21 protein-coding genes are annotated in these 23,554 nt (G+C 54.4%); 18 read left to right on the forward strand and 3 right to left on the reverse strand.

Translation table 11 applies throughout. The features are described from left to right. The 4 genes from VAE57_RS10045 to VAE57_RS10060 form a co-directional block, all read left to right on the forward strand. Positions 1-200, forward strand: a 200-nt coding sequence (locus tag VAE57_RS10045) for a hypothetical protein (protein ID WP_322821748.1), incomplete at its 5' end; no start/stop codon positions are given. 244 nt (positions 201-444) lie between these two features. Further along, entirely contained in the window at positions 445-744 is a 300-nt protein-coding gene (locus VAE57_RS10050) for an autorepressor SdpR family transcription factor (RefSeq protein WP_322821749.1), read from the forward strand. Continuing rightward, positions 737-1,378 carry an SdpI family protein gene (locus VAE57_RS10055; protein WP_322821750.1) on the forward strand — a complete coding sequence of 214 codons (642 nt, stop codon included), beginning with the start codon at positions 737-739 and terminating at the stop codon, positions 1,376-1,378. Before VAE57_RS10050 ends, VAE57_RS10055 begins: the two co-directional genes overlap by 8 nt. 32 nt (positions 1,379-1,410) lie before the next feature. Next, on the forward strand, positions 1,411-2,358 hold the full coding sequence (locus tag VAE57_RS10060) for a CPBP family intramembrane glutamic endopeptidase (RefSeq protein ID WP_322821751.1): 948 nt from the start codon (positions 1,411-1,413) through the stop codon (positions 2,356-2,358). Here VAE57_RS10060 and VAE57_RS10065 read toward each other — a convergent pair. After that, positions 2,341-3,366, reverse strand: coding sequence for a mechanosensitive ion channel family protein (locus VAE57_RS10065; protein WP_322821752.1), 1,026 nt, complete (start codon positions 3,364-3,366; stop codon positions 2,341-2,343). The genes VAE57_RS10060 and VAE57_RS10065 overlap by 18 nt on opposite strands. Before the next feature lie 39 nt (positions 3,367-3,405). Between VAE57_RS10065 and VAE57_RS10070 the strand changes: the two genes are divergently transcribed. The 6 genes from VAE57_RS10070 (at position 3,406) to VAE57_RS10095 (ending at position 12,315) form a co-directional block, all read left to right on the forward strand. Further along, complete coding sequence (locus VAE57_RS10070) at positions 3,406-4,647, forward strand: DUF445 domain-containing protein (RefSeq protein WP_322821753.1); 1,242 nt, start codon at positions 3,406-3,408, stop codon at positions 4,645-4,647. Between the two features lie 36 nt (positions 4,648-4,683). Beyond that, a complete protein-coding gene (locus VAE57_RS10075; RefSeq protein ID WP_416208442.1) occupies positions 4,684-5,952 on the forward strand; it encodes a cystathionine gamma-synthase family protein in 1,269 nt (422 codons plus the stop codon). Between the two features lie 691 nt (positions 5,953-6,643). Beyond that, positions 6,644-7,852, forward strand: coding sequence for a PAS domain-containing protein (locus VAE57_RS10080; protein ID WP_322821755.1), 1,209 nt, complete (start codon positions 6,644-6,646; stop codon positions 7,850-7,852). A 29-nt stretch (positions 7,853-7,881) separates the two neighbouring features. After that, positions 7,882-8,163 carry a circadian clock KaiB family protein gene (locus VAE57_RS10085; RefSeq protein WP_322821756.1) on the forward strand — a complete coding sequence of 94 codons (282 nt, stop codon included), beginning with the start codon at positions 7,882-7,884 and terminating at the stop codon, positions 8,161-8,163. Between the two features lie 36 nt (positions 8,164-8,199). Next, positions 8,200-9,735 carry a circadian clock protein KaiC gene (kaiC, locus tag VAE57_RS10090; protein ID WP_322821757.1) on the forward strand — a complete coding sequence of 512 codons (1,536 nt, stop codon included), beginning with the start codon at positions 8,200-8,202 and terminating at the stop codon, positions 9,733-9,735. 42 nt (positions 9,736-9,777) lie between these two features. Beyond that, positions 9,778-12,315 (forward strand): EAL and GGDEF domain-containing protein, encoded by a 2,538-nt coding sequence (locus tag VAE57_RS10095; RefSeq protein WP_322821758.1) that lies wholly within the window; start codon positions 9,778-9,780, stop codon positions 12,313-12,315. Between the two features lie 155 nt (positions 12,316-12,470). Here the strand turns inward: VAE57_RS10095 and VAE57_RS10100 are convergent, their stop codons facing one another. After that, positions 12,471-13,289 carry an SDR family oxidoreductase gene (locus VAE57_RS10100; protein ID WP_322821759.1) on the reverse strand — a complete coding sequence of 273 codons (819 nt, stop codon included), beginning with the start codon at positions 13,287-13,289 and terminating at the stop codon, positions 12,471-12,473. A 39-nt stretch (positions 13,290-13,328) separates the two neighbouring features. Continuing rightward, complete coding sequence (locus tag VAE57_RS10105; RefSeq protein WP_322821760.1) at positions 13,329-14,453, reverse strand: ArsA-related P-loop ATPase; 1,125 nt, start codon at positions 14,451-14,453, stop codon at positions 13,329-13,331. Positions 14,454-14,613: 160 nt separating this feature from the next. Between VAE57_RS10105 and VAE57_RS10110 the strand changes: the two genes are divergently transcribed. The 8 genes from VAE57_RS10110 (at position 14,614) to VAE57_RS10145 (ending at position 23,213) form a co-directional block, all read left to right on the forward strand. After that, positions 14,614-15,252: a cyclodeaminase/cyclohydrolase family protein gene (locus VAE57_RS10110; RefSeq protein ID WP_322821761.1), complete on the forward strand. Its 639-nt coding sequence runs from the start codon at positions 14,614-14,616 to the stop codon at positions 15,250-15,252. After that, a complete protein-coding gene (locus VAE57_RS10115; RefSeq protein ID WP_322821762.1) occupies positions 15,249-16,106 on the forward strand; it encodes a bifunctional 5,10-methylenetetrahydrofolate dehydrogenase/5,10-methenyltetrahydrofolate cyclohydrolase in 858 nt (285 codons plus the stop codon). The genes VAE57_RS10110 and VAE57_RS10115 overlap by 4 nt, the downstream gene beginning before the upstream one ends. 185 nt (positions 16,107-16,291) lie before the next feature. Then, complete coding sequence (locus VAE57_RS10120) at positions 16,292-17,596, forward strand: phosphoribosylamine--glycine ligase (protein ID WP_322821763.1); 1,305 nt, start codon at positions 16,292-16,294, stop codon at positions 17,594-17,596. Between the two features lie 44 nt (positions 17,597-17,640). Beyond that, positions 17,641-18,069 carry a GNAT family N-acetyltransferase gene (locus VAE57_RS10125; protein WP_322821764.1) on the forward strand — a complete coding sequence of 143 codons (429 nt, stop codon included), beginning with the start codon at positions 17,641-17,643 and terminating at the stop codon, positions 18,067-18,069. A 1,365-nt stretch (positions 18,070-19,434) separates the two neighbouring features. Further along, positions 19,435-19,914, forward strand: coding sequence for a phasin family protein (locus VAE57_RS10130; protein WP_322821765.1), 480 nt, complete (start codon positions 19,435-19,437; stop codon positions 19,912-19,914). A gap of 176 nt (positions 19,915-20,090) precedes the next feature. Further along, positions 20,091-20,618 (forward strand): polyhydroxyalkanoate synthesis regulator DNA-binding domain-containing protein, encoded by a 528-nt coding sequence (locus VAE57_RS10135; protein ID WP_322821766.1) that lies wholly within the window; start codon positions 20,091-20,093, stop codon positions 20,616-20,618. 167 nt (positions 20,619-20,785) lie between these two features. After that, the gene (locus VAE57_RS10140) at positions 20,786-22,003 is read left to right on the forward strand and encodes a patatin family protein (RefSeq protein ID WP_322821767.1); all 1,218 of its coding nucleotides are present in this window, start codon (positions 20,786-20,788) and stop codon (positions 22,001-22,003) included. A gap of 1 nt (position 22,004) precedes the next feature. Further along, positions 22,005-23,213, forward strand: coding sequence for a glycosyltransferase (locus VAE57_RS10145; protein ID WP_322821768.1), 1,209 nt, complete (start codon positions 22,005-22,007; stop codon positions 23,211-23,213). Positions 23,214-23,554 lie beyond the last annotated feature (341 nt).

Here is a 23,554-nt window from a genome sequence, read left to right on the forward strand (position 1 = left end):
TAGGGGCGACGCATGCGTCGCCCCTACTGGCTACCTCCGGCGTTAGGAAGGGGCTTCATCGCTGGTGGCATAGCAAGCCGGCAGCCTGTACACTGGAGAGGCGCTGGTGGATTGCCATCGACGACACATGCAACGCTCCTACCGGCGCTAGCGTCCAGCGCGGCATTGGGCGACGTATACGTTGCTCCTACCGGCGCTAGCGTCCAGTGTCGGCATCGTAGGGGCGACGCATACGTCGCCCCTACTGGCTCAGATAACCGGATGCATCGCAACCGGCAGTAAAGTACAGGTGAGCCGTCACAAGGTAGTGGAGATTTTCAGGATGAACATCTGGCGATAGCGCAGCTTGTTGAATGTGAAGAATGAATGTCCAGGGGCTAGACAGAAAACGCAACGGTGCGGTATACTCATGTCAGGAATATTTAGAACCTTGGCTAAATATCTATGGAACAGTCGATAACTCGCACGCTTCAGGCACTCTCGGATCCGACGCGACGGGCGATCATTCGGATGCTCAACGAGCGTGATATGACCGCCGGCGAAATTGCGGCCCACTTCGCGATCTCGGCACCAAGTGTTTCTCATCATTTGAATGTATTGAAAACAGCCGATCTGGTCATTGCCGAGCGACAGGGTCAGCGGATTGTGTATCGGTTAAATGCGACGGTTTTGCAAGAGATGCTCAGTAACTTACTGGATTTGTTACGCATCGGCGTCGAGCGGAAGGAGGACGGACATGCGTAATCTACGGTTGATGCTGGTCGTTGTGGTACTGATGTGGGGGTTTGGCCTGATCATGCTACCGTCCATTCCCGATCCGGCGCCTATCCACTGGAATGCTGCGGGTGAGGTCGATGATTATGGCAGTCCGTGGATTGTAGCTTTGTTGCCCCCAATCGTGGCAACAATCATGGCGCTCCTGACATTGGTGTTGCCACGAATCGACCCACGCGGTCAGGGGTATACGGGATTTTTTCGCACCTACGCGCTGATGATGAACAGTCTGGTGCTGTTTTTTGCCGGGTTACAGGTTATTACGATTGGCGTAGCTGTGGGGTGGCCGGTCAGCTTTCCGCGTCTGCTTAGTTTGGGAATGTCACTCTTGATCGTCGTGTTGGGTAATGAGTTAGGACGGGTAACCCCCAACTATTTTGTAGGTATTCGCACACCATGGACACTCGCCGATCCCGATGTCTGGCGCAAGACACATCGGGTTGGGGCCAGGTTATTTGTCGCCGGTGGTGGCCTGGCTGCCCTGGCCAGTCTGGTTGTGCCTGAAGCGTGGCTCTTCGTGGCAACCTTGTTATGCGTGATCGTACCGGTGCTGGCAACGATTCCGTATTCGTATGTGGTTTGGCGGCAACTACGGAGTGGTTAAGTAGTTGCCGCAAAGAAGAGAAGGAAACATGAATGACTGCTTTCAATTGGCGTGGTATAGGCTGGTTTACTGGATTGGCAATGGGCTTCGCGTGGCTCTGCTGTTTACCACTCTGGCTTAGTGGTCAGGGGCTACATCATCCGTTAGCGTTTGCACTCATCTTGCTGATGATGTTTACGCCATCGCTGGCGACGCTCATTGTAGTACGATGGATCAGTCCACCACCGATTGGTATCGTCAATGCAACCGGTCTGGGCTTGGGGAAGGGACGGCGATGGGGATGGTACTGGTTGTTTGCCTGGACAGTACCGGCGCTGGTGATGGTCATTTCGCCGTTTTTCAGTGCGTTGCTTGGGGTCTACGACCTCGATCTGTCGCTATCCGGCTTTCGTGAGCTGTTGAACACAGCGGGCGCAGGTGATGCACTGGCTAACGTATCACTATGGCCGATTGTGATCACGCAGTTGCTGGTTGCGCTGGCAATTGGTCCGCTGTTAAACGCGGTTCCGGTGTTTGGTGAAGAGTGGGGCTGGCGCGGGTATTTGCTGACCCAACTGCTACCGCTTGGTCAATGGCCAGCACTGATCATCAGCGGCGTCATCTGGGGCTTGTGGCACGCTCCGATTATCCTCCTGGGTTACAACTATCCCACCAATCCGGTGTTGGGTGTAGCGATGATGACGGTGTTCTGTGTGCTGGTGGGGACGCTGCTTGGCTGGACACGATTAGCGACCGGAAGTGTCTGGCCGGCTGTCATCGGCCACGCCAGCTTGAATGCCTTTGGCGGAGTGGTTGCCCTTTTTGCCCGTGCCGGCTCACCAGTCGACACCATCTGGGCGACGGCATTGGGCATAACCGGCTGGCCGTTGTGGTTGATGGTCATCGCCGTCCTCGTTCTCGCTCGCCGGTTGCCGGTGCGTGATGCGCCTGACGAACAGCGAGTGCGCGACGCACAGGTGATGTCAATTGCTATGCATTAACCCATCATACAACCGCACCACCTGAGTTGGCGGGGTAATACCCTCAGCCCGCAATCGTGTGCGCAGCCGTTTGATCAGCTCGTGGCGAAGGAGAAACTGGTCGGTGAACGTTTGACCGCGCAAGACGATGGTAAAGCGCGTTCCTGATGGATCGACTCCGTTGAAGCGAATGAGTGGCTCGAAGGTCGCTACACCACCGGTAGTGGTGGTCAGAATTTCACGGGCGACCTCGATGGCCACTCTTTCTGTATGTTCCAGATCGGCATCAGGGCCGACCGCAAAATCAACCAGGACTGCTAATTCTGGTTCGGGTCGGCTAAAATTGGTGACGATCTGGGTGATCATTTGAGCGTTGGGAATGATAATAATGTTGTTCGCCAATTGCCGGATGTAGGTGTCAGACCAGCGAATATCGGTGACAAATCCCTCTTCGCCAGAGGCCAGCCGAATGTAGTCGCCGGGTCGTACCCGATTCGAGACGATAATCTGTACCCCGGCAAAGAAATTGGCCAACGGCTCGCGGAGGGCAAGGGTAAGGCCGAGACTCGATCCGGCAATGACGGTCAGCACAGGGCCGAGTGGAACACCGTAGCTGACTAGCAGGGTGCCACCAATCGCTAATGCCCCCAGACCACGCAACAGGTTATTGATGAGTGAAATGTTTCCGATCTGGCGGTGACGGAGATAGCTATCAACAAGATTGGTGATTAGACGCACAATAAAGACAGCAAGTGCCAGCGTCGTAGCGATACTGAGGATGGGTTGCCAGGACTCGATCAAGCGCGGAGTGACAACCTGATCGCCGACCAGGTTGATCAAGAGCACGAGCGTCCAGAAGGTAAACTGACCACCAAGTGCGATAGCGATGGCTTCAATCACAATTGCATTGCGAGCGTCGGCCCAGCGTTTGATGTACGGACGCACCAGCCAATCGAGAATGAGACTGCCGGCCAGGAGCACTAGGGCGAGAATAATGGTTTCGGTACGTTCAATTTCGTTCGTAATCATACAGATATTATAGCCAACTTTGATAGGAGGGCAAACCAGATGATGGACGATGAGCAGCGGATTGCCGATTTACGTCGCATGCAACGAGTTGCAACTAGTTTACTGGTAGCAGCAGGAATTGTCTTCGTGCTGGCGAGTATCTGGCGTGATGTCGCACCATGGCTGCCGTTTGTGCGGGCGTTTGCCGAAGCAGCAATGGTTGGCGCCTTTGCCGACTGGTTTGCAGTTACTGCGCTTTTCCGGCATCCACTTGGGTTGCCGATCCCACATACAGCGATCATTCCCCGTCGTAAAGAACGAATTGCTGTTAGCTTCGGTCGTTTTATTGAACATAATTTTCTTGACCCTGATCAGATTACCAAACGAATTCGCCATCATGATCCGGTTACCCGTATAGCGCACTGGCTACGCCAGCCTGAACACTCACAGCAGGTGGCAGACGTGGTGGCCGACGCAATTAGTGGCCTGTTGCGGATCATTGACGATGATGACGTGAGCCAGGTGCTGGCACGAGGGCTGAATCAACGTCTCGAAAGCATCCCGGCGGCACCGCTGGTCGGTCGTCTGCTTGGGGTCTTTCTCACCGGTGGTAGACAGCGCGATGCGCTGATGCAGCTTATCCATTTGCTGGTAGAAGTCATTGCAAAGAATGAGACGGAAATCCGGCGTCGGATTGCCGGTGAGCTACCACCATGGGTACCCCGTATTGTCGATCAGCGTATTTACGAACGGTTGCTGGAAGGAGTGCAGCGCTTGTTGCGTGAATTGCGTGATACCCCAGATCATCCGCTGTTCCAGCAGTTTACCAACTTGATTGATCGCTGGATAGTAGATTTACAGTTTGATCCCCAGGTTCAGCAGCAGGGTGAAGCGTTGAAGCGTGAGCTGATGGCACACCCGATGGTGCAAGAGCTGGTTCAGGCAAGCTGGCGCGATCTGAAGCTAACCCTCCTTGCCCAGAGTGTATCGCCTACGTCACCCTTGCGCCAATCGATTGCCTCCGCGCTGATGCGGGTTGCCGATTTTCTCGAACACAATACGGAATGGCGTGAAAAAGTAGATGCCTGGATTGCAGCGGCGGTGGTTGTTATTGTGCGTCGGTATCGGCACGCGATAGGCGAATTTGTTACGCAGACGGTCAATAACTGGGATACAGAGGTAACAACGCGCAAAATCGAGCTGCAATTCGGGCGTGATCTGCAATTTATTCGCATTAATGGTACCATTGTAGGTGGCCTGGTTGGCCTGATTATTTATAGTGTTTCTCTTCTCTTTTCCTGAGTGAGCGATGTTGCTCGTGACGCGAGGAGGCGCATGATGACGAAGCAGAGTAAACAAACGACCATCGACGGCCATCGCCTGCACCCCGAAAGTTTGATGATGAGCTACGGATACGTACCGGCGCTCTCTGAAGGTGCAATCAAGTGTCCGATCTTTCAGACCTCAACCTTTGTGTTTCAGACCGCCGAAGAGGGTAAAGCCTTCTTTGAGCTGGCTTACGGTCTGCGCCATCCCCGTGACGGCGAAGAGATTGGCCTGATCTACAGCCGGCTTAACAATCCCGATCTTGAAATTCTGGAAGACCGGCTTACACTGTGGGATCAGGCTGAGTCCGCAGCAGTGTTTGCCAGCGGGATGGCGGCTATCACCACCACCCTGCTCACCTTCTTACGACCCGGCGATGTGATTGTGCATAGTGAGCCGGTTTACGGCGGTACTGATTACCTGTTGAAGCACGTCTTACCGTCATTTGGGATACGACGATTTGGTTTTATGTCGGGTGTCTCACCGGAACAGGTTGAAGTCCAACTGCGTCGTGCCGGCCTGTTTGATGCGGTAGGGATGATCTATCTGGAGACGCCGGCGAATCCGACGAATGCGCTAGTAGACATCGCCGGCTTTGCGGCATTGGCGAAGCGGATGCCACGACGAGTCTTAACCGCAGTTGACAATACGTTTCTCGGCCCACTCTGGCAACATCCGCTGGCTCACGGTGCCGATCTGGTACTCTACTCGGCCACCAAGTATATCGGTGGCCACAGTGATGTGATTGCCGGAGTCTGTCTGGGCAGCCGTGAGTTACTGGCCCAGGTGAAGGGGATGCGCACCATTATGGGAACGATGTCGGGTGCGCATACCGGCTGGCTCCTGCTGCGTTCGTTGGAGACGCTCAAGATTCGGATGGAGACGCAGCAAGCCGGCGCACGCCGGGTTGCCGATTTTCTGGCCACCCATCCCAAAGTAGCCCGCGTTTACTATCTCGGCCATCTTGAGAGTAATGATCCCCAATACCACATCTATCGGCGGCAATGTTTGGGACCGGGGGCCATGATCTCATTTGATCTGCATGGTGGTGAGGCGGAAGCGTTTCGCTTCCTCAACCATCTGCAATTAATCCACCTGGCAGTGAGTCTGGGTGGTACCGAGTCGCTGGCCGAACACCCGGCTTCTATGACCCATTCGGATGTCGATCCCGAAGAGCGTATCGAGTTTGGGATTGGCCCGGCCATGATCCGGCTTTCGGTAGGTGTGGAGCATCCCGATGATCTGATTGCCGATCTGAATCAAGCGTTGCGGGCGGTGTGATTTGCAGAAGTTAGAACATAGGAGATAGGAAAGAGGGAGAGGATGCCGGGTATAGGGAAGACATTCTCGTACCTGGTTCTGTTATCGGGGCTGGTTGGGGTAGGTGAAGGTATTGCCTTTGCCTACCCACGCAGATTGGCCCGGTATAGGCTATGCAGACAGGTGTTCAGCATTAGTCTCTATACAAGGATCGTATCTTCTGCTAGAACTCTCTCCACTTGACACCATCAGGAATCCCAGAACCGCATTCACGATGACATCGTCAATCATCCATCGCGATGGGTGTCGTTATTACCTGTCCGTAGATGCGGTATAATTGTGCCGGTTGCACTGTTGATCAACGCTACACTTTCCCTGTCTCACATGTGAACGCTTTGTGTTTATGACCGACATAACGGGTTTATCTGCCTGTGATAATGCCAGGATGTTGTGAAGAAACTGACATCCTTATTGCACTCATTTTCACATAAGAAAACTTGACATGTACACAAAGGCGCAGCATCATGCATATATATCTCTGTTTGATATTTTAGTAGGACAATAACAACGCTTCCGTCTTCACAAGAAAGAACGTATCCGAACAACCATACCGGGATAGGCGAAGGCACTGTCTTCGCTCATCTATTGCATTTGCTCGAAGCGACACGATACATCGGCAATGTAGCATGCAGTTATGTCGGTGTTTTTTCATATGTCGGAACAATACCGGGAAAACGAGGAGACTACCATCGAACCATTACCCCCTTTAACAGCCGATGACACAGTGCGTGCGATTGTCAGCCATGACACCGATGGGTCGATTATTGTTGATCGCAGCGGGGTGGTACGGTTTTTGAATAGTGCTGCCGAACGACTGCTCAATCGTCATGGCGCGGAATTGCACGGCAAGGTCTTTGGTTTTCCACTCGTCGCAGGTGAGCGGGCGGAAGTGGAGGTTTTGCGTCCAAATGGTGATTTCTCGGTCGCCGAAATGCGGGTGCTGGCGATCCGGTGGGAGGGGCAAGACGCCATCTTAATTACATTGCGTGACATCACTACCGAGCGTCAGGCAGAAGCCGCTCTCCGTGCGGCAGAAGAGTTCAGTATTGCGATTTTGAATTCATTGACCAGCGAGATTGCGGTGATCGACGAGCACGGCAAGATTATTGCTGTTAATGAAGCCTGGCTGGAGTTTGGTCGGCGCAATGGTATTACCGATCTGTCGGCGATTGGGATCGGGGTAGATTATTTTGCCGTTTGTGCCGCAGTCAGTGATGATGTGTATACTGCTGAGATTTTGCGTGGCTTGAAGGCAGTGCTCGGTGGTGAAATAACTGAATTCACGCACGAATACCCCTGCACTGGCCCGCAGGGAACCCGCTGGTTTGCGCTCCGGGCAGTACCACTGCGTGGGACACGTCGGGGATTAGTAATTTCTCATCAGGATATTACCGATCAGCGTCAGGCAGCACAGATCGCGGCTGAAGCAGAGATGTTACGCGAACAGTTGCGGCAGATGGAACGAGAGCTGGTTAACGTTGAAGCTATTTCTCGTCCAGAAGAGGTACAACGTTCGCGGCTGGCGCCGCTTCGCCAGCGTGCTCCCGATCTCTTTGCGCGTGCGTTAGAACGCTACGGCGCTATTCTGGAAGAAGCTCTGCAAAGTCGAGTGCATCGCACACCAATGCCCTCACAGGCTCTCCGTGAATTAGGCGAGTGGCTGGGGTCGGTATGGGCTACGCCGCGTGATTTGATTGATACCCATCTGCAAGCGATCCGTGAACGTAGTCAGTTCTATGCGCCCAAAAAGATTCAGGCCTACTTTGAGGAAGGACGTCTGCTTTTGCTAGAATTAATGGGTTATCTTGCATCGTACTATCGAGTAATGGCGGCGGGTGAATTGCGTGATCAGGGTAAGTAGCAAGAGTAGACTGCTGGCGGGATAAGTTTGTGAGTAATATTGTTTTGCAGCTCTATATTGCAGGTCACACACCTCGCGCCGAGCGTGCGATTGATACGTTGCGCCGTATGATTGAGTCGGAACTGGCCGGTTACGAGTGTGATTTGACGATTATCGATGTTCTTGCCAACCCGCAGCAGGCAGAAGATCAGAAGATTCTGGCAACTCCGACGCTGATTAAGATTTCGCCTCCACCATATCGACGGGTGATAGGCGATCTTTCCAGTGTCACCGATCTGTTACAAGTGTTGAACTTACCTCCGAAATCGTGAGTTTGCTATTCATTGGTACCAACAAGGAGCATTCTGGTGTGCGCTGATCAGATCGAACGCCTGCCTACCGGGATTACCGGTTTTGATCATATCGCTAACGGTGGTTTGCCGAAGGGTCGTACGACGCTGGTATCAGGCACCGCTGGTAGCGCGAAGACCGTCTTTGCTGCTCAGTTTCTGGCGGCCGGTATCAAACGCGGTGAACCAGGAGTCTTTGTGACTTTTGAAGAGACGCCTGATGCCCTGCGTCGTAACATGCTGGGTTTTGGATGGGATATTGCCCGTTGGGAAGCGGAAGGGAAGTGGGCCTTTGTTGATGTATCACCTCAACCTGACGAAGAGATCATCGAGCTGGGGTCATACGATCTCGGTGCATTACTGGCCCGCATTGAGCATGCGGTACGTAGCATCGGGGCCGTTCGACTGTCACTCGACTCGCTCGGTGCCATCTTCACCCGCTTAAGCGATACCAGAGTGGTACGCAACGAGCTGCTGCGTATCGTCAGTACGCTTCGCCGGCTGGAAGTGACGGCAGTCTTGACCGCTGAACGAACGCAAGAATACGGTGAGATTGCGCGCTACGGGGTAGAGGAGTTTGTCTCTGACGATGTAGTAATTTTGCGCAATGTGCTCGAAGATGAAAAGCGGCGGCGCACAGTCGAGATTCTCAAGTTTCGTGGTACGTCGCATCAGAAAGGTAGCTTTCCCTTCACCGTTATTCCCGGCGAAGGGATTCATGTAATCCCTCTCTCGGCGATTGAGCTGAAGCAACGTTCTTCCAATGTTCGGATTACATCGGGCAACGCCGAGCTGGATCGTATGTGTGGCGGTGGCTTTTTCCGCGATTCGATTGTGCTGGTGAGCGGAGCTACTGGAACCGGCAAAACGCTTATGGCCACAACCTTTATGGCTGCTGGCGTTCGCCAGCAGGAACGGTCGCTACTCTTCGCTTTTGAAGAGAGTCGCGACCAGCTCTTCCGTAATGCGATTGGTTGGGGGATCGATTTCGAGCAGATGGAGCGCGATGGTTTGTTGCGTGTGATCTGCAATTATCCCGAAGTAACCAGTCTGGAAGATCAGTTGATCTTTATGAAAGCCGAAATTGATCGCTTTCGTCCACAACGGGTAGCGGTCGATAGCCTCTCGGCACTAGAGCGGGTAGCCACGATTAAAGGATTTCGCGAATTTGTGATCGGTTTGACGTCATTTATCAAGCATCAAGAAATGGCCGGTCTCTACACAGCGACTACCCCAACGCTGCTCGGCGGTTCATCGGTGACAGAGGCACATATTTCGACCATCACCGATTCGATCATCCTGTTGAGGTATGTTGAGCTGTTTGGCGAGATGCGTCGCGGGCTAACGGTCTTGAAAATGCGTGGTTCTGGTCACGATAAAGACATTCGCGAGTTTACGATTGATAGTCGTGGTATGCATATCGGTCGTCCATTCCGTAACATTTCGGGCATTTTGTCAGGTCAATTCACGCACATTGCCCCAAGTGAAATTGATCGCCTGAGTGCAATGTTTCGCGATGAAGAAAGCGGCGAGGCGCATGATCAATCATCTTGAGGATTTTGCGGAGTCTCAGTCGGTAAGAGGAGACTATTCACTGTGCGGCAAGACCACTCTAAACGCAATCCACAGTCTGCCGATCTCGAGTCGTCGAATCTGGATCGACAGGCTCTTTACGCGATACTTGCTAACAATATTAATGCCTTGCTGATTCTCGATCTCGACGGTGTTGTGCTTTTCGCCAATGAAGCGGCTCAGCGTCTGTTTGGTCGACAGTCTGCTCAACTGACCGGCAGTCCATTTGGTTTTCCACTTCAGCCCGGCCTGACAGTGGACGCCGAGATTGTGCGCCCTGATAACTCAGTCGTGATTGTCGATCTGCGGGTTGAGCCGATAGAGTGGCAGGGTGCACCGGCGATGCTGGCCGTGCTTCACGATATTACTGATCGTAAGCAGGCTGAACAACTGCTGATCGAGACGCAGCAACTTTTGCATTCAGCGCTGGATGCCCTGCCAACCGCTATTGCTATCCTCAATCAATACGGTCAGGTTTTAGCCGCGAATGTCCGCTGGTTGCAACTGGGGCCTCTACTTGGTGTTGAGACGGTCGATTGTGCAGTCGGCGCATCGTTTCTGGCGGCGTGTCATTTGGGAGGTAAAACGGCAGGTGTCATCGCTCAGGCCATTGAACGTCTGTTACATGGCGATGTGCCGCGATACGAAGATGAGTTTGCGGTAGGGAAAGAAGCACGACGCTGGCTGGAAATACGGGTGGTGCGCTTTGGCTCTGGCGAGCGGGCGCGGGCCGTGGTAGTGTTGGAAGACATCTCGGCCCGGCGGAAGGCAGAACAGATCGCCCTCGCTCGTCGCCGGGTGTTGGAATTGATCGCTCGCCAGTACGATTTACGAACGATTACCCGCGAATTGTTACACCTGATCGGAGAGCAGATTCCTGATCTGATCTACGCTGCTTGTGTTGTACGTTCGAGTAGCCTGTTTGTTAGCTATAGCACATTGTTAACGGAGGAGGCGCTCAAACATCTCGACTCTTGGGCTGGTGAGGTACTCACATCCGAGCTGCGCCCGCAGCAGCGGATACAGTCGCTGCGGGTAGATCCTTCCCGGTGGCCGGTAGTTGATTACATCCTGCAAGCATACGCAGTGAGCGAAACGTGGATGATGGCATTGCGAACCAACCGCGATGTCGATAGCTGGCTGCTCGTTTGCCGACAGCAGCATAACCCACTGACAGCCGAAGAACAGCTTCTGATTGAGCAGTTTGAACAGTTGAGCCTCATTGCGCTTGAACAGCATGCTACACTGCGTAAACTCGCCTATCAGGCGCATCACGATGCGCTCACCGGCTTGCCAAACCGGCTGCTGTTCGAGGATCGCTTGCAGCAGGCGATTGAGCATGCACGGCGGGCAAATAGCATGGTTGCTGTGCTCTTCATCGATCTTGATCGTTTCAAACACGTCAATGATACCCTTGGTCATACAACCGGTGATACGCTCCTGATCCAGGTTGCTCGCCGCTTTGAAGCCTGTATACGCGCAACCGATACGATTGCCCGTCATGGAGGTGATGAGTTCTTACTGGTGTTATCTGACATTACGACGCCCCAGCAAGTGACACAGGTCGTGCGTCGTCTTCACGAGACGCTCGACCAGCCCTTCTTCGTCAACGGCCACGAGATTTTTGTGAGCGCCAGTATCGGCGCCAGCCTGTACCCAATTGATGGTACCGATGTCATTGCGTTACAGCGAGCTGCCGATGTTGCAATGTATCGTGCCAAGCAGTTTTTGCACAATAGTTTCCAATTTTTTGATGCGGCAATTACCGATGTCTCTATCGAACGATTACAGTTCGAGAACCTTCTACGACGGGCGATTGAACGACACGAGCTGTTGCTCTACTATCAGCCAAAAGTTGATCGCACGGGGCAGTTGGTCGGTTTAGAGGCGTTGTTACGCTGGCAACATCCTGAATTGGGAATGATTTCTCCGGCGCGGTTTATTCCAATTGCCGAAGAAACAGGGCTGATCGTGCCCATTGGCAGATGGGTGCTGAATGAGGTTGCGCGTCAGGTGACGCAGTGGTGGCGCGATGGTCTGAAGGTTGTCCCTGTTGCCGTGAACGTGTCGGTGATCCAGTTTACGCAAGCCGATTTTGCGCAAACCGTTGCCGAAACGGTAGCGCAGACGGCATTGCCATTTTCCTGGCTGGAACTTGAATTAACCGAAAGTATGCTGATGGGCCAGATTGATGATTTACGTCACCAGCTCGGTGAGTTGCGCCAGCTTGGGGTGACGCTGGCGATTGATGATTTTGGCACCGGTTACTCCTCGCTGTCCTACTTGCACCGTTTACCGATCAACGTGTTGAAGATTGACCGGTCATTTGTTGCGCGTCTCGATCAGGGCGATGCCGGGGTTGAGCGAAGCCTGATCACCACGATTATCACCCTCGGTCATCACCTAGGGGTGCAGATCGTTGCTGAAGGTGTCGAGACGGCTGGTCAACGTCAGATATTGTTCGATGCCAGTTGTGATGTGTTTCAAGGCTATTACATCAGTCGTCCATTACCCGCTGATGTAGTACGAGGATGGTTAGAGAAGAACACAGGTGCAGGGTGAGCGGAGAAAACGTGGGGGGTGGGTTCAAAACTCGCCCCGACGGATCTTGTGCTTGTTCACATTGTCATATTAAGGGAGGCGGTGAACGGTTCCGCCTTGAATCGCGTGCCATGCATTGATAGCACAGCTCTGTTTCTCGTCACCCCGCCACTGGTTCATTCTGTTGAACCGTTGCTACGTCGTGCAAGGGCCGCCTTGAGCAGACGCCAGATCGCACGATGTCGTGGCATGACCTCAAAGACCTGCCCGTTTTTACCCTCGCGCACAATGCGTAGAGCGAGTTCGGCTGTCTCTTCAGCCGTCGTACCGAAGATGCGGAGGACACGGGGCAGTTGTTTAATTGCCTCGCCGCCGGGGCCAACCGTTTCAAAATGATTGATCATGTCTGTCGGCACCATCCCAGGGGTGAGCACGTTGAAGCGTAGGTAGGGATGGTCTTGATAGTCGCGGGCAAAGGCTTCGGTCAGACGCACAATTGCCGCTTTCGATGTGCTGTAAGCCGAGAGAAAGCGCTGGGCCCGTTTTGCACCACCGCCGGAGAGATTGATGATCTGACCGTTACGTTGTTTGATCATATAAGGCAGTGCTGCCCGACAACCGTAATAGGTGCCGAGCAGATTGACTCTGATTACCTGTTCCCAGGCATCGGGCGGTATGTCCAGGGCATAGCCGAATGGCCCTGAGATACCGGCGTTGTTGACCCAGAGATCGATCCGTCCCATCTGTGCCACAGCGGCACTTGCCAGGGCTTCCACCTCGTTACGATTGGCGACATCGCAGCGAATACCGGTGACGTGCAAACCGGTAGCCTGCAATGCATGTTCAGCTTCAGTAAGGTTAGTTGGATTGGTTGATGAGATAATAACCTGCGCACCGGCACGGGCCAGCGCTTCAGCAATTGCCCGGCCAATCCCACGGCTGCCGCCGGTGACGACGGCTTTCAGATCGCGTAAGTCAGATGGTGTACGAGCCATGATCTCCTCGCTGGCACACAACAAGCGGACTCCAACCAGTTAACGGCGTCGGATGGTCAGAAGATCACCTTCCCGGACAGCACGAATTGACACGCCACGCAGTCCTGCCGGCAAGAGCAGGTGTCGACGGTATGGTCCAAGTGAAACGACGAGTTCATCGCCACTGACGCTGATGCTCAGATCGTCGCGCGCCACGCCGGGTAAGCGCAGGTGCAGGGATGGATCATCGGCTGGGCCGATGGTAATCGGCGGCGGTTGTGGCACCGGTGATAGCATCAGGTCTTGACCGAAATCGATGATGGGGTCGATAGCGCCTGGTGTGGCGCCGAAGGGTAAGCGCAACAATGGCAGGTTCGGCCAGCGAGCCTTCACTGCTGCCTGTATGTCTTCCTGTTCGTGGATGACAGACTCTAATCCGTGGTTGGTTCCCAATGCCGGCAACAAAGGCCCGATGATGAGAGCATCGAGATTCATGCCGAAGAGTGGGAATGCCGGTGCAGCGATGGTGGCTGTGCGCAAGCCGGCTTGATCAGGCCGAATAATCAGCCGCGCCCGCAGGTGTGCCGGATCAAGAGCAGTATCACGGAGTTGCTCGAACGTGACCCGCGCATCTTGCAGGCGTCCAATCTGCTCAAAGGGCAGCAAATTGGCGGGCAAAGCAGCCCGTGCCAGCGACTCGCTCGACTGACCGGGGCCGCGATCCAGTCCGAAAAGCTGACGCATAAGCCAGCGAAAGGTGTCGGGGATGGCTAACGCACGAATGAGACCGTCGGGCGTGCCAGCATCGACGCAGATCAGTGCGTAGTTACGGCGAGCATGGATTGCCAGGCGATACACGGCCAGGAACAGATCGATACCGGGAAGCAAAGGCAAATCTTCACCGTTCACCGGTGGGCCTGGCAACTGAACACGTGCTCGCAGCTCATGCCAGATACCGTTCAACTCGTTCAGCATGTTGTATGCCCAGAAATCAAGGTTGGTACGCAGGGTAGTTGGCTCGGATACCGGTGCAACACCCAGAAGGGTGGCGGAAGGGTGCGTCGGTACGAGGCTGACCAGTAGCGTTGATTGCCCACGCGCTGCAAAACCGACAGCCGAAGCAGTAGCTGCCAATGCACTGGCTTCACCACTGAAAAGAATGATCTGCGAGTGTGACGGCCACATTGTATTGATCCTGCCTGCTGAACGGGCGATTGCTTATCGGTTATTATAACGCGGGAATTGCCCGACACCTGCTGCCGCTTTGGTCACAGCTATCCGCTATAATGAGTCGTGTCAAACGCCACGGTGCGTTCTCGTATCTCATTCAGTTCAGGGAGGCGACATGGCAGAGTCATTGATGCAACAACCGCTCGGCGCCATCCTCGATGCACTGGCTTCGCGTGCCCCAACCCCCGGTGGTGGGAGTGTAGCAGCTTTAACTGGCGCTATGGCTGCCGGGTTGGTGAGTATGGTGTGCGAGCTAACTATTGGCAAGCCGCAATTTGCCAATCTTGAAGGTGAATTACGCGCTATTCATGCCCAGGCCGAACAGTTGCGCAGCGAATTGCAACGGCTGGCAGAAGAAGACATCACCGTATTCAACCGACTGGCGGCCGCGTACAAGCTTCCGCGAACGACAGAGGCTGATGCGGCAACGCGGAAGGCTGCCATTCAGCAGATTACCAGGCTGGCAGCGGAAGTACCACTGCGCACAGCACAGGCGGCAACGGCGCTGTTGCCACTCTGTACAACGCTGGCCAATAACTGTGCACGCCTGGTTGTCAGTGATGTCGGTGTAGCGGCATTTCTGATCCGGGCTGCTGTGCAGAGTGCTGCGCTGAACGTTGAAATTAATCTGGCTGCATTGGAAGATCAATTGTTCGTGCGGGAGACACGGGCACAGTTACAAGACCTGCTGATCGGACTTGGTGATGAGGTTGATGGTATCGTCACCATTGTTCGGGGAAGGATGACGGGATGAGCGCACGCATCCTCGATGGGAAGGCATTGGCGCAAGAGCTACGAGCTGAAGCCGCAGCCCAGATTGCTGAATTGCGTACTCAGATTGATCGTCCACCCACAATCGCCGTGGTGCAGGTCGGTGATGATCCGGCGGCAACCCGCTATGTGCGGAGTATTGACCGCCTGTGTCAGTCGTTGGGCGCTGCCTGCCGGGCAATTGCGCTACCGTCAGAAACGGCGCAGGCCGACCTGGAAGCAACCGTGGCGACATTGAGTGCAGATGATCGGATTGATGGCATCTTACTGCAATTACCGTTGCCGGCGGGTTTAACTCTCGATGGTGTGCTAAGCCGGCTTGCACCAGAAAAAGATCTTGATGGTATTCACCCGATCAATGCTGGCTTGCTGGCGCAGGGGCGGCCAACACTCATACCCAACACCCCGGCCGGTGGTATTGAACTCCTGCGGCGGTATGGCATCGACATTCGTGGGCGGCGTGCCGCAGTGGTTGGCCGCTCGGCAATTGTTGGCCGGCCTATGGCACTCCTGTTACTGCAAGCCGATGCCACAGTGACAATCTGTCATTCACGTACACCCGATCTCGGCGCAGTCTTGCGCGAGTGCGATATTGTCGCTGCGGCTGCCGGTCGTCCTGGTCTGATCACTGCCGATATGGTCAAACCCGGTGCGACCGTGATTGACTTCGGTACCAATGTGTTAGCCGATGGCAGCATGGTTGGCGATGTCGATTTTGCCGCCGTGGCTGAGGTGGCCGGGGCAATTACGCCGGTACCCGGCGGTACCGGGCCGGTGACCAACGTTATGTTGATGCGGAATCTGATCACGGCAACACGCACTCGTCTCGGCACCTAACCACCTGTAGCAACTCATGAGCAAGGACGAGGCATATAGGTTGGCGTGCGAGGTGACAATCTCGCACGTAACAAATCACTCTGGTCGCCAGGTGTTACCAGCCCAAAGGCTGTCTAACTCGTCTCGCTGACTCGTTGGGATATGTGCCACAGCACAGTCCTGGACGAGTGAAGGAATGTGCCGGTATGAAGATTCTGGTTCTCGGTAACGATGGACGCGCTCACGCGCTAGTTTGGAAACTCTTTGCCAGCCCGACGGCTGATGTCCTGGTGGCACCGGGCAATGGTGGTGCGTGCCAGATTGCCCCCCAGGTTGATCTTGATCCACTCCAACCGGCACAGGTAGCACAATGGGCGTTTAATGAACAGATTGACCTCATCGTTCCCGCCAGTAGTGAACCGCTCTGGGCCGGGTTGGTTGATGAGGTCGTGAGTATGCATATTGGCGTGTGTGGTGCTTCACAGCGCAGCACACGCATCGAATGGAGCCGCTGTTACGCCAAGGAATTGCTCTTGCGCTATCAGCTCCCAACACCGAACGGACGCTGTTTTGCCAGTCTACCAATGGCGGAAAAATATCTGGCTGCTCAGCAATTACCGGTGGTGCTGCGCGGCGATCACCCGGCTACCGGTGAAGGCGTCTACTTCGACCGTTACACAGCCCTTGAGGCATTGCGGTCATTCTTTGTCACCCGCCCGGTGGAAGGGAGCAGTCACGGGGTTGTGATTGAAGAATATGTGGCAGGGCCACTAGTCAGCTTTTCGGCTATTACCGATGGTAGTCATCTGGTATCGCTGTTACCGGCTCGGATCTACGAAGGGATGGGGCCACAGCCAGATAGCCCACCCGCTCCCGGTATGGGGGCCATTACCGGCAATTCAACCTATGCCCAGCGCTTGACGAGCTATCTTGAACGACACATCATGCAACCCCTTATCGCAGCAATTGCACGTGAACAATTGCCTTACTGGGGGATTATCGGCGTTGATTGCATTATCGGTGACCACGGTCCGCGCATTGTTGGCCTGCGTTGTAGTCTCCGCGATATGGAGGCGCAGGCTGTTTTGCCGCGAATGATTGATGATCTGGTGCCCTACTACGAAGCTGCCATTGCCCGTAGCTTACAGCGTCTACCGCCACTGCGTTGGCGTGATGAGGCGAGTGTGGCACTGGCCCTGGTTACCCAAGGCTACCCTCATCACTATCCGATCAATGCAGCGGTTGAGGGTATTGGCGATGTGGACGAAGGTGTACTGGTCTTTCACGATCAGACCGAGTCGCCGTTTATCTTGCGCTACGATCCGTCTCGTCGCGAGCGTCTGTTGGGTAGTCAAAGCGGTAGTCTCTATCTGACCGGTGGTCATGTAGTAACCGTCGTGGCATTAGGGGCTACGCTGGCCGGTGCACGTGGTCGTGCGCTCATTAATGCCGAACGCATTCGTTTTCCTGGGCGGACGTATCGCGACGATGTGGGAGCTGGAGAGCGCTGATCGCACTAAGGGTTCATGCGTTGATTTATGGAGAATGATTGCCGATGAACATCGCGATTGCTACTACTGATGACGAAATTGCCGCCTGCTATCCGATCATGCACCAGTTGCGACCGCATCTTACTCAGCCTGAGTTTGTTCCACGGATTCGCCGGTTGATGGAAATGGGCTACCGTCTGGCAGCACTTACTGACGAGAGTGAAGTTGTCGCGGTTGCCGGCTTTCGGTTTGGTGAGAACCTGGCCTGGGGGCGCTTTCTGTACGTTGACGATCTGGTGACCGATGCCAATCGACGTTCACGTGGCTACGGGTCTGCACTCCTGAACTGGTTGAAACAGTACGCCGCGACTGCCGGCTGTGATCAGCTACACCTTGATACTGGTACCTGGCGTAAAGATGCTCACCGGTTCTACGAACGGGAAGGCATGCGGTTAAGCAGTTTTCATGTTGTGAGTGAGGTACGGGCGGAGTGATTGGGAAGGGGGATATAGGAGAGAGGAAATAGGAAGTGAGAAAGTAGAAGTGAAGAAGTAGCAGTGAGGAAGTAGGCAAGCGAGAGAGAAAAGTGGGTCTTGAGGGCAGGAGTTATTTCGTCAATCTCCTAATCATGTGCTGGATGTGATAACTATGTACAGTGATTCGCGTGCTGCATGGTTTGGTATGCAGAAGTTGTGGTTTCGCACTAATTGTGACATGTGTCATGTCAGGTCTTGACTAGAACTAATTTCATACAAGCTGTGCTGTCGGGTCACCCGACTATCGCATAGACCCATGCACGCTTGCCGATCACCAACGATAGTGTACCCTATTCCCAGTCTGCCAGTATGGAAGCGAGGAGGGCCGATGACCATCTCTCGTGCCATCACACGCTAGATTGGTTGCTTTGTCCGCTCGTCATGCGCGTGTCGCGGCGTTTGGCGTGCGGCAGCCATGCTGTCGCACCAGTCGTGCTCACGATCAGGCGCTGGTCACGCTATTGACCCTGCTGGTCACGAGTATGCTATGTGTGCTCGTCACAATCATGGAGTCGGTCAGTAGTGAATAACCCAAGTTGCCACCTATGCTGTCAGCGGGACAGGTGAGACTGACTGCTATGATGAACAGCACAACGCTGCACACAACACGGTGAAGCATAACCGTATGGACTACGTGGATAGCAACCAGTTCCTATCGACACGCTACGTCAAGCCCTGACATAGCAACTCAGTTTATGCCCATCCTCTGTGTTCTCTGTGCCTCTGTGGTAACGAAGGTAATGGTCTAATTAATTGAGATAACGTCTGATACGGTGCATCATCGCCGAGTCTATCAATCATCATTGACTAGCCTTCGCATAGCGTGTTGTTGTGTGGTCAGCAATGCACCGGCAGATTTCGTGGGGCGGGCTTCCGGCTCGTGCGAATGCCTCTCCTTCACCAGAGTTGCGTACTGGAATGGGTATGCCTTGCGCTTGCCGGTCGCACGGTGAATACTTCCGCACTCCAAACGACACACCACGGGCAACCTGGCCGGAAAACCGTATCCATGTCGGTGTATAATACCGTGTGCAGCAGAACCATCGTTCTCCGTGTCCACACTCAGGTCGCCGCCGGGGTGATGGCACGATTACGAGTAATGACTGTGTGCTTGTAAGCGTGTGGACACGGATCATCATCACATATAATCCATCCAGGTCTGATAACAAATTGATATAATCTCGCCGATTGACTTTCATGACGCAGTGTGTTATACTCAAATCGGATAACGCATTGCGTTATGCGGCTACCGAAATCGCTCAGACTATGCTATGATAAAGACAGTCTGAACACCAGTTACTTGCACAAAGCAGGAGGTTTTTTATGACAACCGTAGAAGAGATTGAAGTCAACGTGCGCCAGATCGACGAGACCCCACCGCAGGTCAATCCGAGCGTTCAGGTATTTGAGGTTGTTCGCAAGCTGATACTGGCCGGGATCGGCGCTTTTGCGCTCAGCCGGGAAGAGGCCGAGGCTTTCCTCAACCGGCTGGTTGAGCGTGGTGAGCTGGCGCAGAAGGATGCGCAGAAGCTGTTTGACGAGGCGATGGAGCGCTTCCGCAAGACGGCGCTACCGCAGACAGATCAGGTACAGACCAATCTCAACAACCTCACCGCGCAGGTTGAAACCGGCTTCGAGCAGTTCCTCAATCGGCTTAACATTCCATCGAAGCGGGATATTGATGAGCTGAGCGCCAAGATTGCGCAACTGGCTGTGCGCGTCGAAGAGCTGCGCCGTGCGCAAGAGGCACCGGCTCGTACTCGTGGCCGCAGCGAGGCTAAGGAAGAGAACAGCGAGAAGTAATTCGTCTGATATTCACTGAACGCCGGCAACTACGGGCATGACCGTAGTTGCCGGCGTTTTGGCGCAGCGTGTTATAATTGCCGCTGAGACTATCAGGTTCGTCTGGAGTAATGGATAGTGTAGCCGGAACTCTCTCAGTTTCACACCAGCAACGTCTGGCACAAGGCGGCAATTCTATGCATCTGATCAAGAAATACGCGAATCGCAAACTGTATCATACGAATCAGAAACGTTACATTACCCTCGATGGTATTGCCCGATTGGTGCAGGAGGGTGAAACTGTTCAGGTACTCGACAACGAGACCGGCGACGATATTACTGCTAACATTCTGGCCCAGGTCGTGTTGCATGCCCGCGGTCGTCAGTCACCGTTACCAACCAATTTGCTGACCGATCTGATTCAGGTTGGTGGTGACACGATTGCCAATTTGCGCCGTGCTCTTTTCAGTTCGCTTGGGGGCGACGATTTGATCGAAGCCGAAATTGGTCGGCGGATCGATGTGCTGGTGGACGAGGGTGAACTCTCACCAGAGGAAGCTGATCGCTGGCGCAAACTGCTATTGCGACAGGAGTTTGCGCATGACGCCCGCAATCGGCTTGCCGACCGGATTGCTGATGTTCCCACTCGTAACGATGTCGAACGGTTGCATGCCCAAATCGATGCGCTGGCCAGTACGGTCGAACAATTATTGCGGCGGCACTGAAGGCTTCATGCTGGCGTTAAGCGCGATTGTATAGCAGTTCGGCTGGTGGAGAATCAGATTGTTTACATTGAGCCTGATACCCCTTCTAGGGTGGCAGGTGATTTACTCTTCTAACACTCCACGTCATTCCCGTGCGCCGGGTGCGCAATAGTGCAGAGAGGCATGGTATGCATCGTAGCAAGGCTGCTCTGGTCCTCGCTGGCGGAGGTGTTGCTGGTGCCGCTTACGAAATTGGGGCGCTCTGTGCCATTGATCAAGTACTCGAACACCTTTCGGTCAACGAATTTGATATCTATGTTGGCACCAGTGCTGGCGCATTGATCGGTGCCTGCCTGGCGAACAATATGTCACCACGCATGTTAATTAGCGTGCTTGAAAGCTCGTTGCTCGGTATTGATCAGCTCGAACCGCACCATCTTTATCAGTTGAATATAACCGATCTTCTGTATCGAGCTACCCATCTACCCGGTGCCCTGCTACAGGCGATACAGCGTTGGGTACGTGAAGGTGGTGAGGTTTCGTTACTTGATCTGATTGAAACCGTAGCAGTAGGCTTGCCGACCGGCCTCTATGACTCGCGGGCACTCGAACAGTATCTGCGAGTGGCTCTTGAGCAGCCCGGTCGCTCGAATCGTTTCGCCGATCTTGATCGTGAGTTAATGATTGTCGCTACCGATCTCGATACGGGTGAACGGGCGATTTTCGGTTTGCCACCTCTTGATAATGTGCCAATCTCGCTTGCGGTGTGTGCTTCGGCGGCTATCCCTATTTTTTATCGACCGGTACGAATTGGTGATCACGACTATATTGACGGCGGTCTGCGGGGCACAGCCAGTCTCGATGTAGCAATTGAGCGCGGTGCAGAATTGATCGTTTGTATCAACCCGATGGTGCCTTTCGATAATCGTCGGCATCCACCCGGTGCAGCCATTAGTGATCAGGGGATCCAGCGTATCGGCAATCAGGTTTTTCGCACTTTTATCCATGCCGGCCTGCATTACCATATCAAACAGGTGCGCCGACGTCATCCTGAAGTTGACATTATTCTGATCGAGCCATCTCGTCAGGATCGGACGATGTTTGCCGAGAACACGATGCGCTTTCATACGCGGATGACAATTGCTCGTCACGGTTTCGAGAGTGTGGCCCGCCAGTTGTGTGAACATTATCCTTACTATCGTGCAATGCTGGCCCGTCACGGTATTACCATCAGCGATGAGCGCATCCGCCAGGACCTCCGTAATTTGCAGATGGCCGGCGATAATCCGCATCTGGTGCGTGCAGCCCTGGTGACAGGTGGTTCACTGCACACGGCTCCAGCCGGCCTGGCCTCAACATTGGCCGAACTTGACCGTTTATTGTCGCGCCTTGAGGTAACCCGCTGAGATGATAGTCTATATTGCCTACCCAACCAGCCTGAACTTGCAATCAGCGAATGCGCTGCAAACCTTTACGACTCTCCGTGAATTGCGTGCTCGCCGCCCCGGTACTCTGGCACTCATTCCGCGATGGGGATTTGAACCGAGTCGATTTCAGGAATTGAATGTCGTCCACTTACCGCGACCGGCCATCGGCAAGTTGTCGCGGTTGTACAAGAGTACGCTGTTGTATTATCTCGAACATTCGGTATTTGCCGCGATGACGGCGGCTTTTGTGACACCACAGCGTCATTGGGTTGAAGCGGTCTACATTCGCCAACCGATCATCGCTGCATGGTGGGCCGGCTGTTTTGGGCCACAGTTGGGCATACCGGTGATTTACGAGGCTCACGATCTCGAATCACGTAATCCCTCACGCGCAAAAGAACGTTGGGCACGAGGTTTACTCGACTTGATCGACCGTACTGCGCTATGTCGGGCAACTGCGGTGGCTTCGCTCACCAATGATTTTCGCTGTCTGCTCTCCCAGATCGGCTGGCGCAATCCCGCAGATGTCGCTGTCATTCCTGACGCCTACGATGAGCAGATCTTTACGCCGCAAGATCGGGCGCAGTGTCGGGCTGAACTGGGGTTGCCGCCACACGTGCCAATCATCGCATATGCCGGTATGACCTTTGCCCATCGCTGGCTCGATGGTCTTTTGAGTGCCCTTCGTTCACTCAAGGCGACCTACTCCACCCTTACAGGGCTGATTCTCGGTGGTCGTCCTGGAGAACGGGCGGCGCTGACTGCCCACGCAGTGAGTGAGGGCTTTCGCGTGGCCGACACGACAACGACACCAGCCGATCTCTACATCCTGCCACCCCGTCCACAAGTCGACGTGGTACGTTGTCTGGGCGCGGCTAATGTGCTGGTTATTCCTGATACTGTCACCGATGTTACGGCGTCACCTTTGAAGCTGTTTGAATATCTGGCCCTGGGTTTGCCGCTCGTGTTGCCGGCAATTCCAGCTCTGCACGAGATCGTTCCGCCTCATCTGGCGTACAATTTTCCCCGTCGCAATCTGACCGGCTTGCAGGAAGCACTGTCCGCAGCACTCAATGAACGTGATCCAGAACTGGCAACCGCTCGCCGGCTAATTGCCGCCGATCATACGTATGGTCGGCGCGCCGAGCGTATTCTGGCCCTGGTGGATCGGGTACGAGCAACGGGGTGAGTTATGGATGTACGGCTATGTCTGCACGTCCAGGTACTGCCGACTGAAGGGTTGAAACCCCGCCTTAATTCGTGGAAGGCCGGCGGGGGCTGGCCTGGCGCGTGCCTGGTCGCAACCCCAAGGGGGTCGTGTACGCCGTCTGGCAGGGCTTTAGTCCACAATGACTCGGCGGGGTGGACTTGCGGGCGCACTCTTGTTTAGCCCCGTACTTGAACCTGTTTCAAAAAAAACATCTATTATGAAAGTATCTCATTCATTGCCGACCGATTCCTTGATCGTGACGAGCACACCCGGCACCCGCGTGACCAGCCGGGTCAACGACGTGACACGTGCCAGATCGT

It is taken from the genome of Chloroflexus sp., assembly GCF_034434295.1.
Lineage (GTDB): Bacteria > Chloroflexota > Chloroflexia > Chloroflexales > Chloroflexaceae > Chloroflexus.

Bases quoted from the DNA above. Each gene is read 5' to 3' on its own strand.
- VAE57_RS10050 (WP_322821749.1), top strand. From the start codon at position 445: ATGGAACAGTCGATAACTCGCACGCTTCAGGCACTCTCGGATCCGACG.
- VAE57_RS10055 (WP_322821750.1), top strand. From the start codon at position 737: ATGCGTAATCTACGGTTGATGCTGGTCGTTGTGGTACTGATGTGGGGG.
- VAE57_RS10060 (WP_322821751.1), top strand. From the start codon at position 1,411: ATGACTGCTTTCAATTGGCGTGGTATAGGCTGGTTTACTGGATTGGCA.
- VAE57_RS10065 (WP_322821752.1), bottom strand. From the start codon at position 3,366: ATGATTACGAACGAAATTGAACGTACCGAAACCATTATTCTCGCCCTA.
- VAE57_RS10070 (WP_322821753.1), top strand. From the start codon at position 3,406: ATGATGGACGATGAGCAGCGGATTGCCGATTTACGTCGCATGCAACGA.
- VAE57_RS10075 (WP_416208442.1), top strand. From the start codon at position 4,684: ATGACGAAGCAGAGTAAACAAACGACCATCGACGGCCATCGCCTGCAC.
- VAE57_RS10080 (WP_322821755.1), top strand. From the start codon at position 6,644: ATGTCGGAACAATACCGGGAAAACGAGGAGACTACCATCGAACCATTA.
- VAE57_RS10100 (WP_322821759.1), bottom strand. From the start codon at position 13,289: ATGGCTCGTACACCATCTGACTTACGCGATCTGAAAGCCGTCGTCACC.
- VAE57_RS10105 (WP_322821760.1), bottom strand. From the start codon at position 14,453: ATGTGGCCGTCACACTCGCAGATCATTCTTTTCAGTGGTGAAGCCAGT.
- VAE57_RS10110 (WP_322821761.1), top strand. From the start codon at position 14,614: ATGGCAGAGTCATTGATGCAACAACCGCTCGGCGCCATCCTCGATGCA.
- VAE57_RS10115 (WP_322821762.1), top strand. From the start codon at position 15,249: ATGAGCGCACGCATCCTCGATGGGAAGGCATTGGCGCAAGAGCTACGA.
- VAE57_RS10120 (WP_322821763.1), top strand. From the start codon at position 16,292: ATGAAGATTCTGGTTCTCGGTAACGATGGACGCGCTCACGCGCTAGTT.
- VAE57_RS10125 (WP_322821764.1), top strand. From the start codon at position 17,641: ATGAACATCGCGATTGCTACTACTGATGACGAAATTGCCGCCTGCTAT.
- VAE57_RS10130 (WP_322821765.1), top strand. From the start codon at position 19,435: ATGACAACCGTAGAAGAGATTGAAGTCAACGTGCGCCAGATCGACGAG.
- VAE57_RS10135 (WP_322821766.1), top strand. From the start codon at position 20,091: ATGCATCTGATCAAGAAATACGCGAATCGCAAACTGTATCATACGAAT.
- VAE57_RS10140 (WP_322821767.1), top strand. From the start codon at position 20,786: ATGCATCGTAGCAAGGCTGCTCTGGTCCTCGCTGGCGGAGGTGTTGCT.
- VAE57_RS10145 (WP_322821768.1), top strand. From the start codon at position 22,005: ATGATAGTCTATATTGCCTACCCAACCAGCCTGAACTTGCAATCAGCG.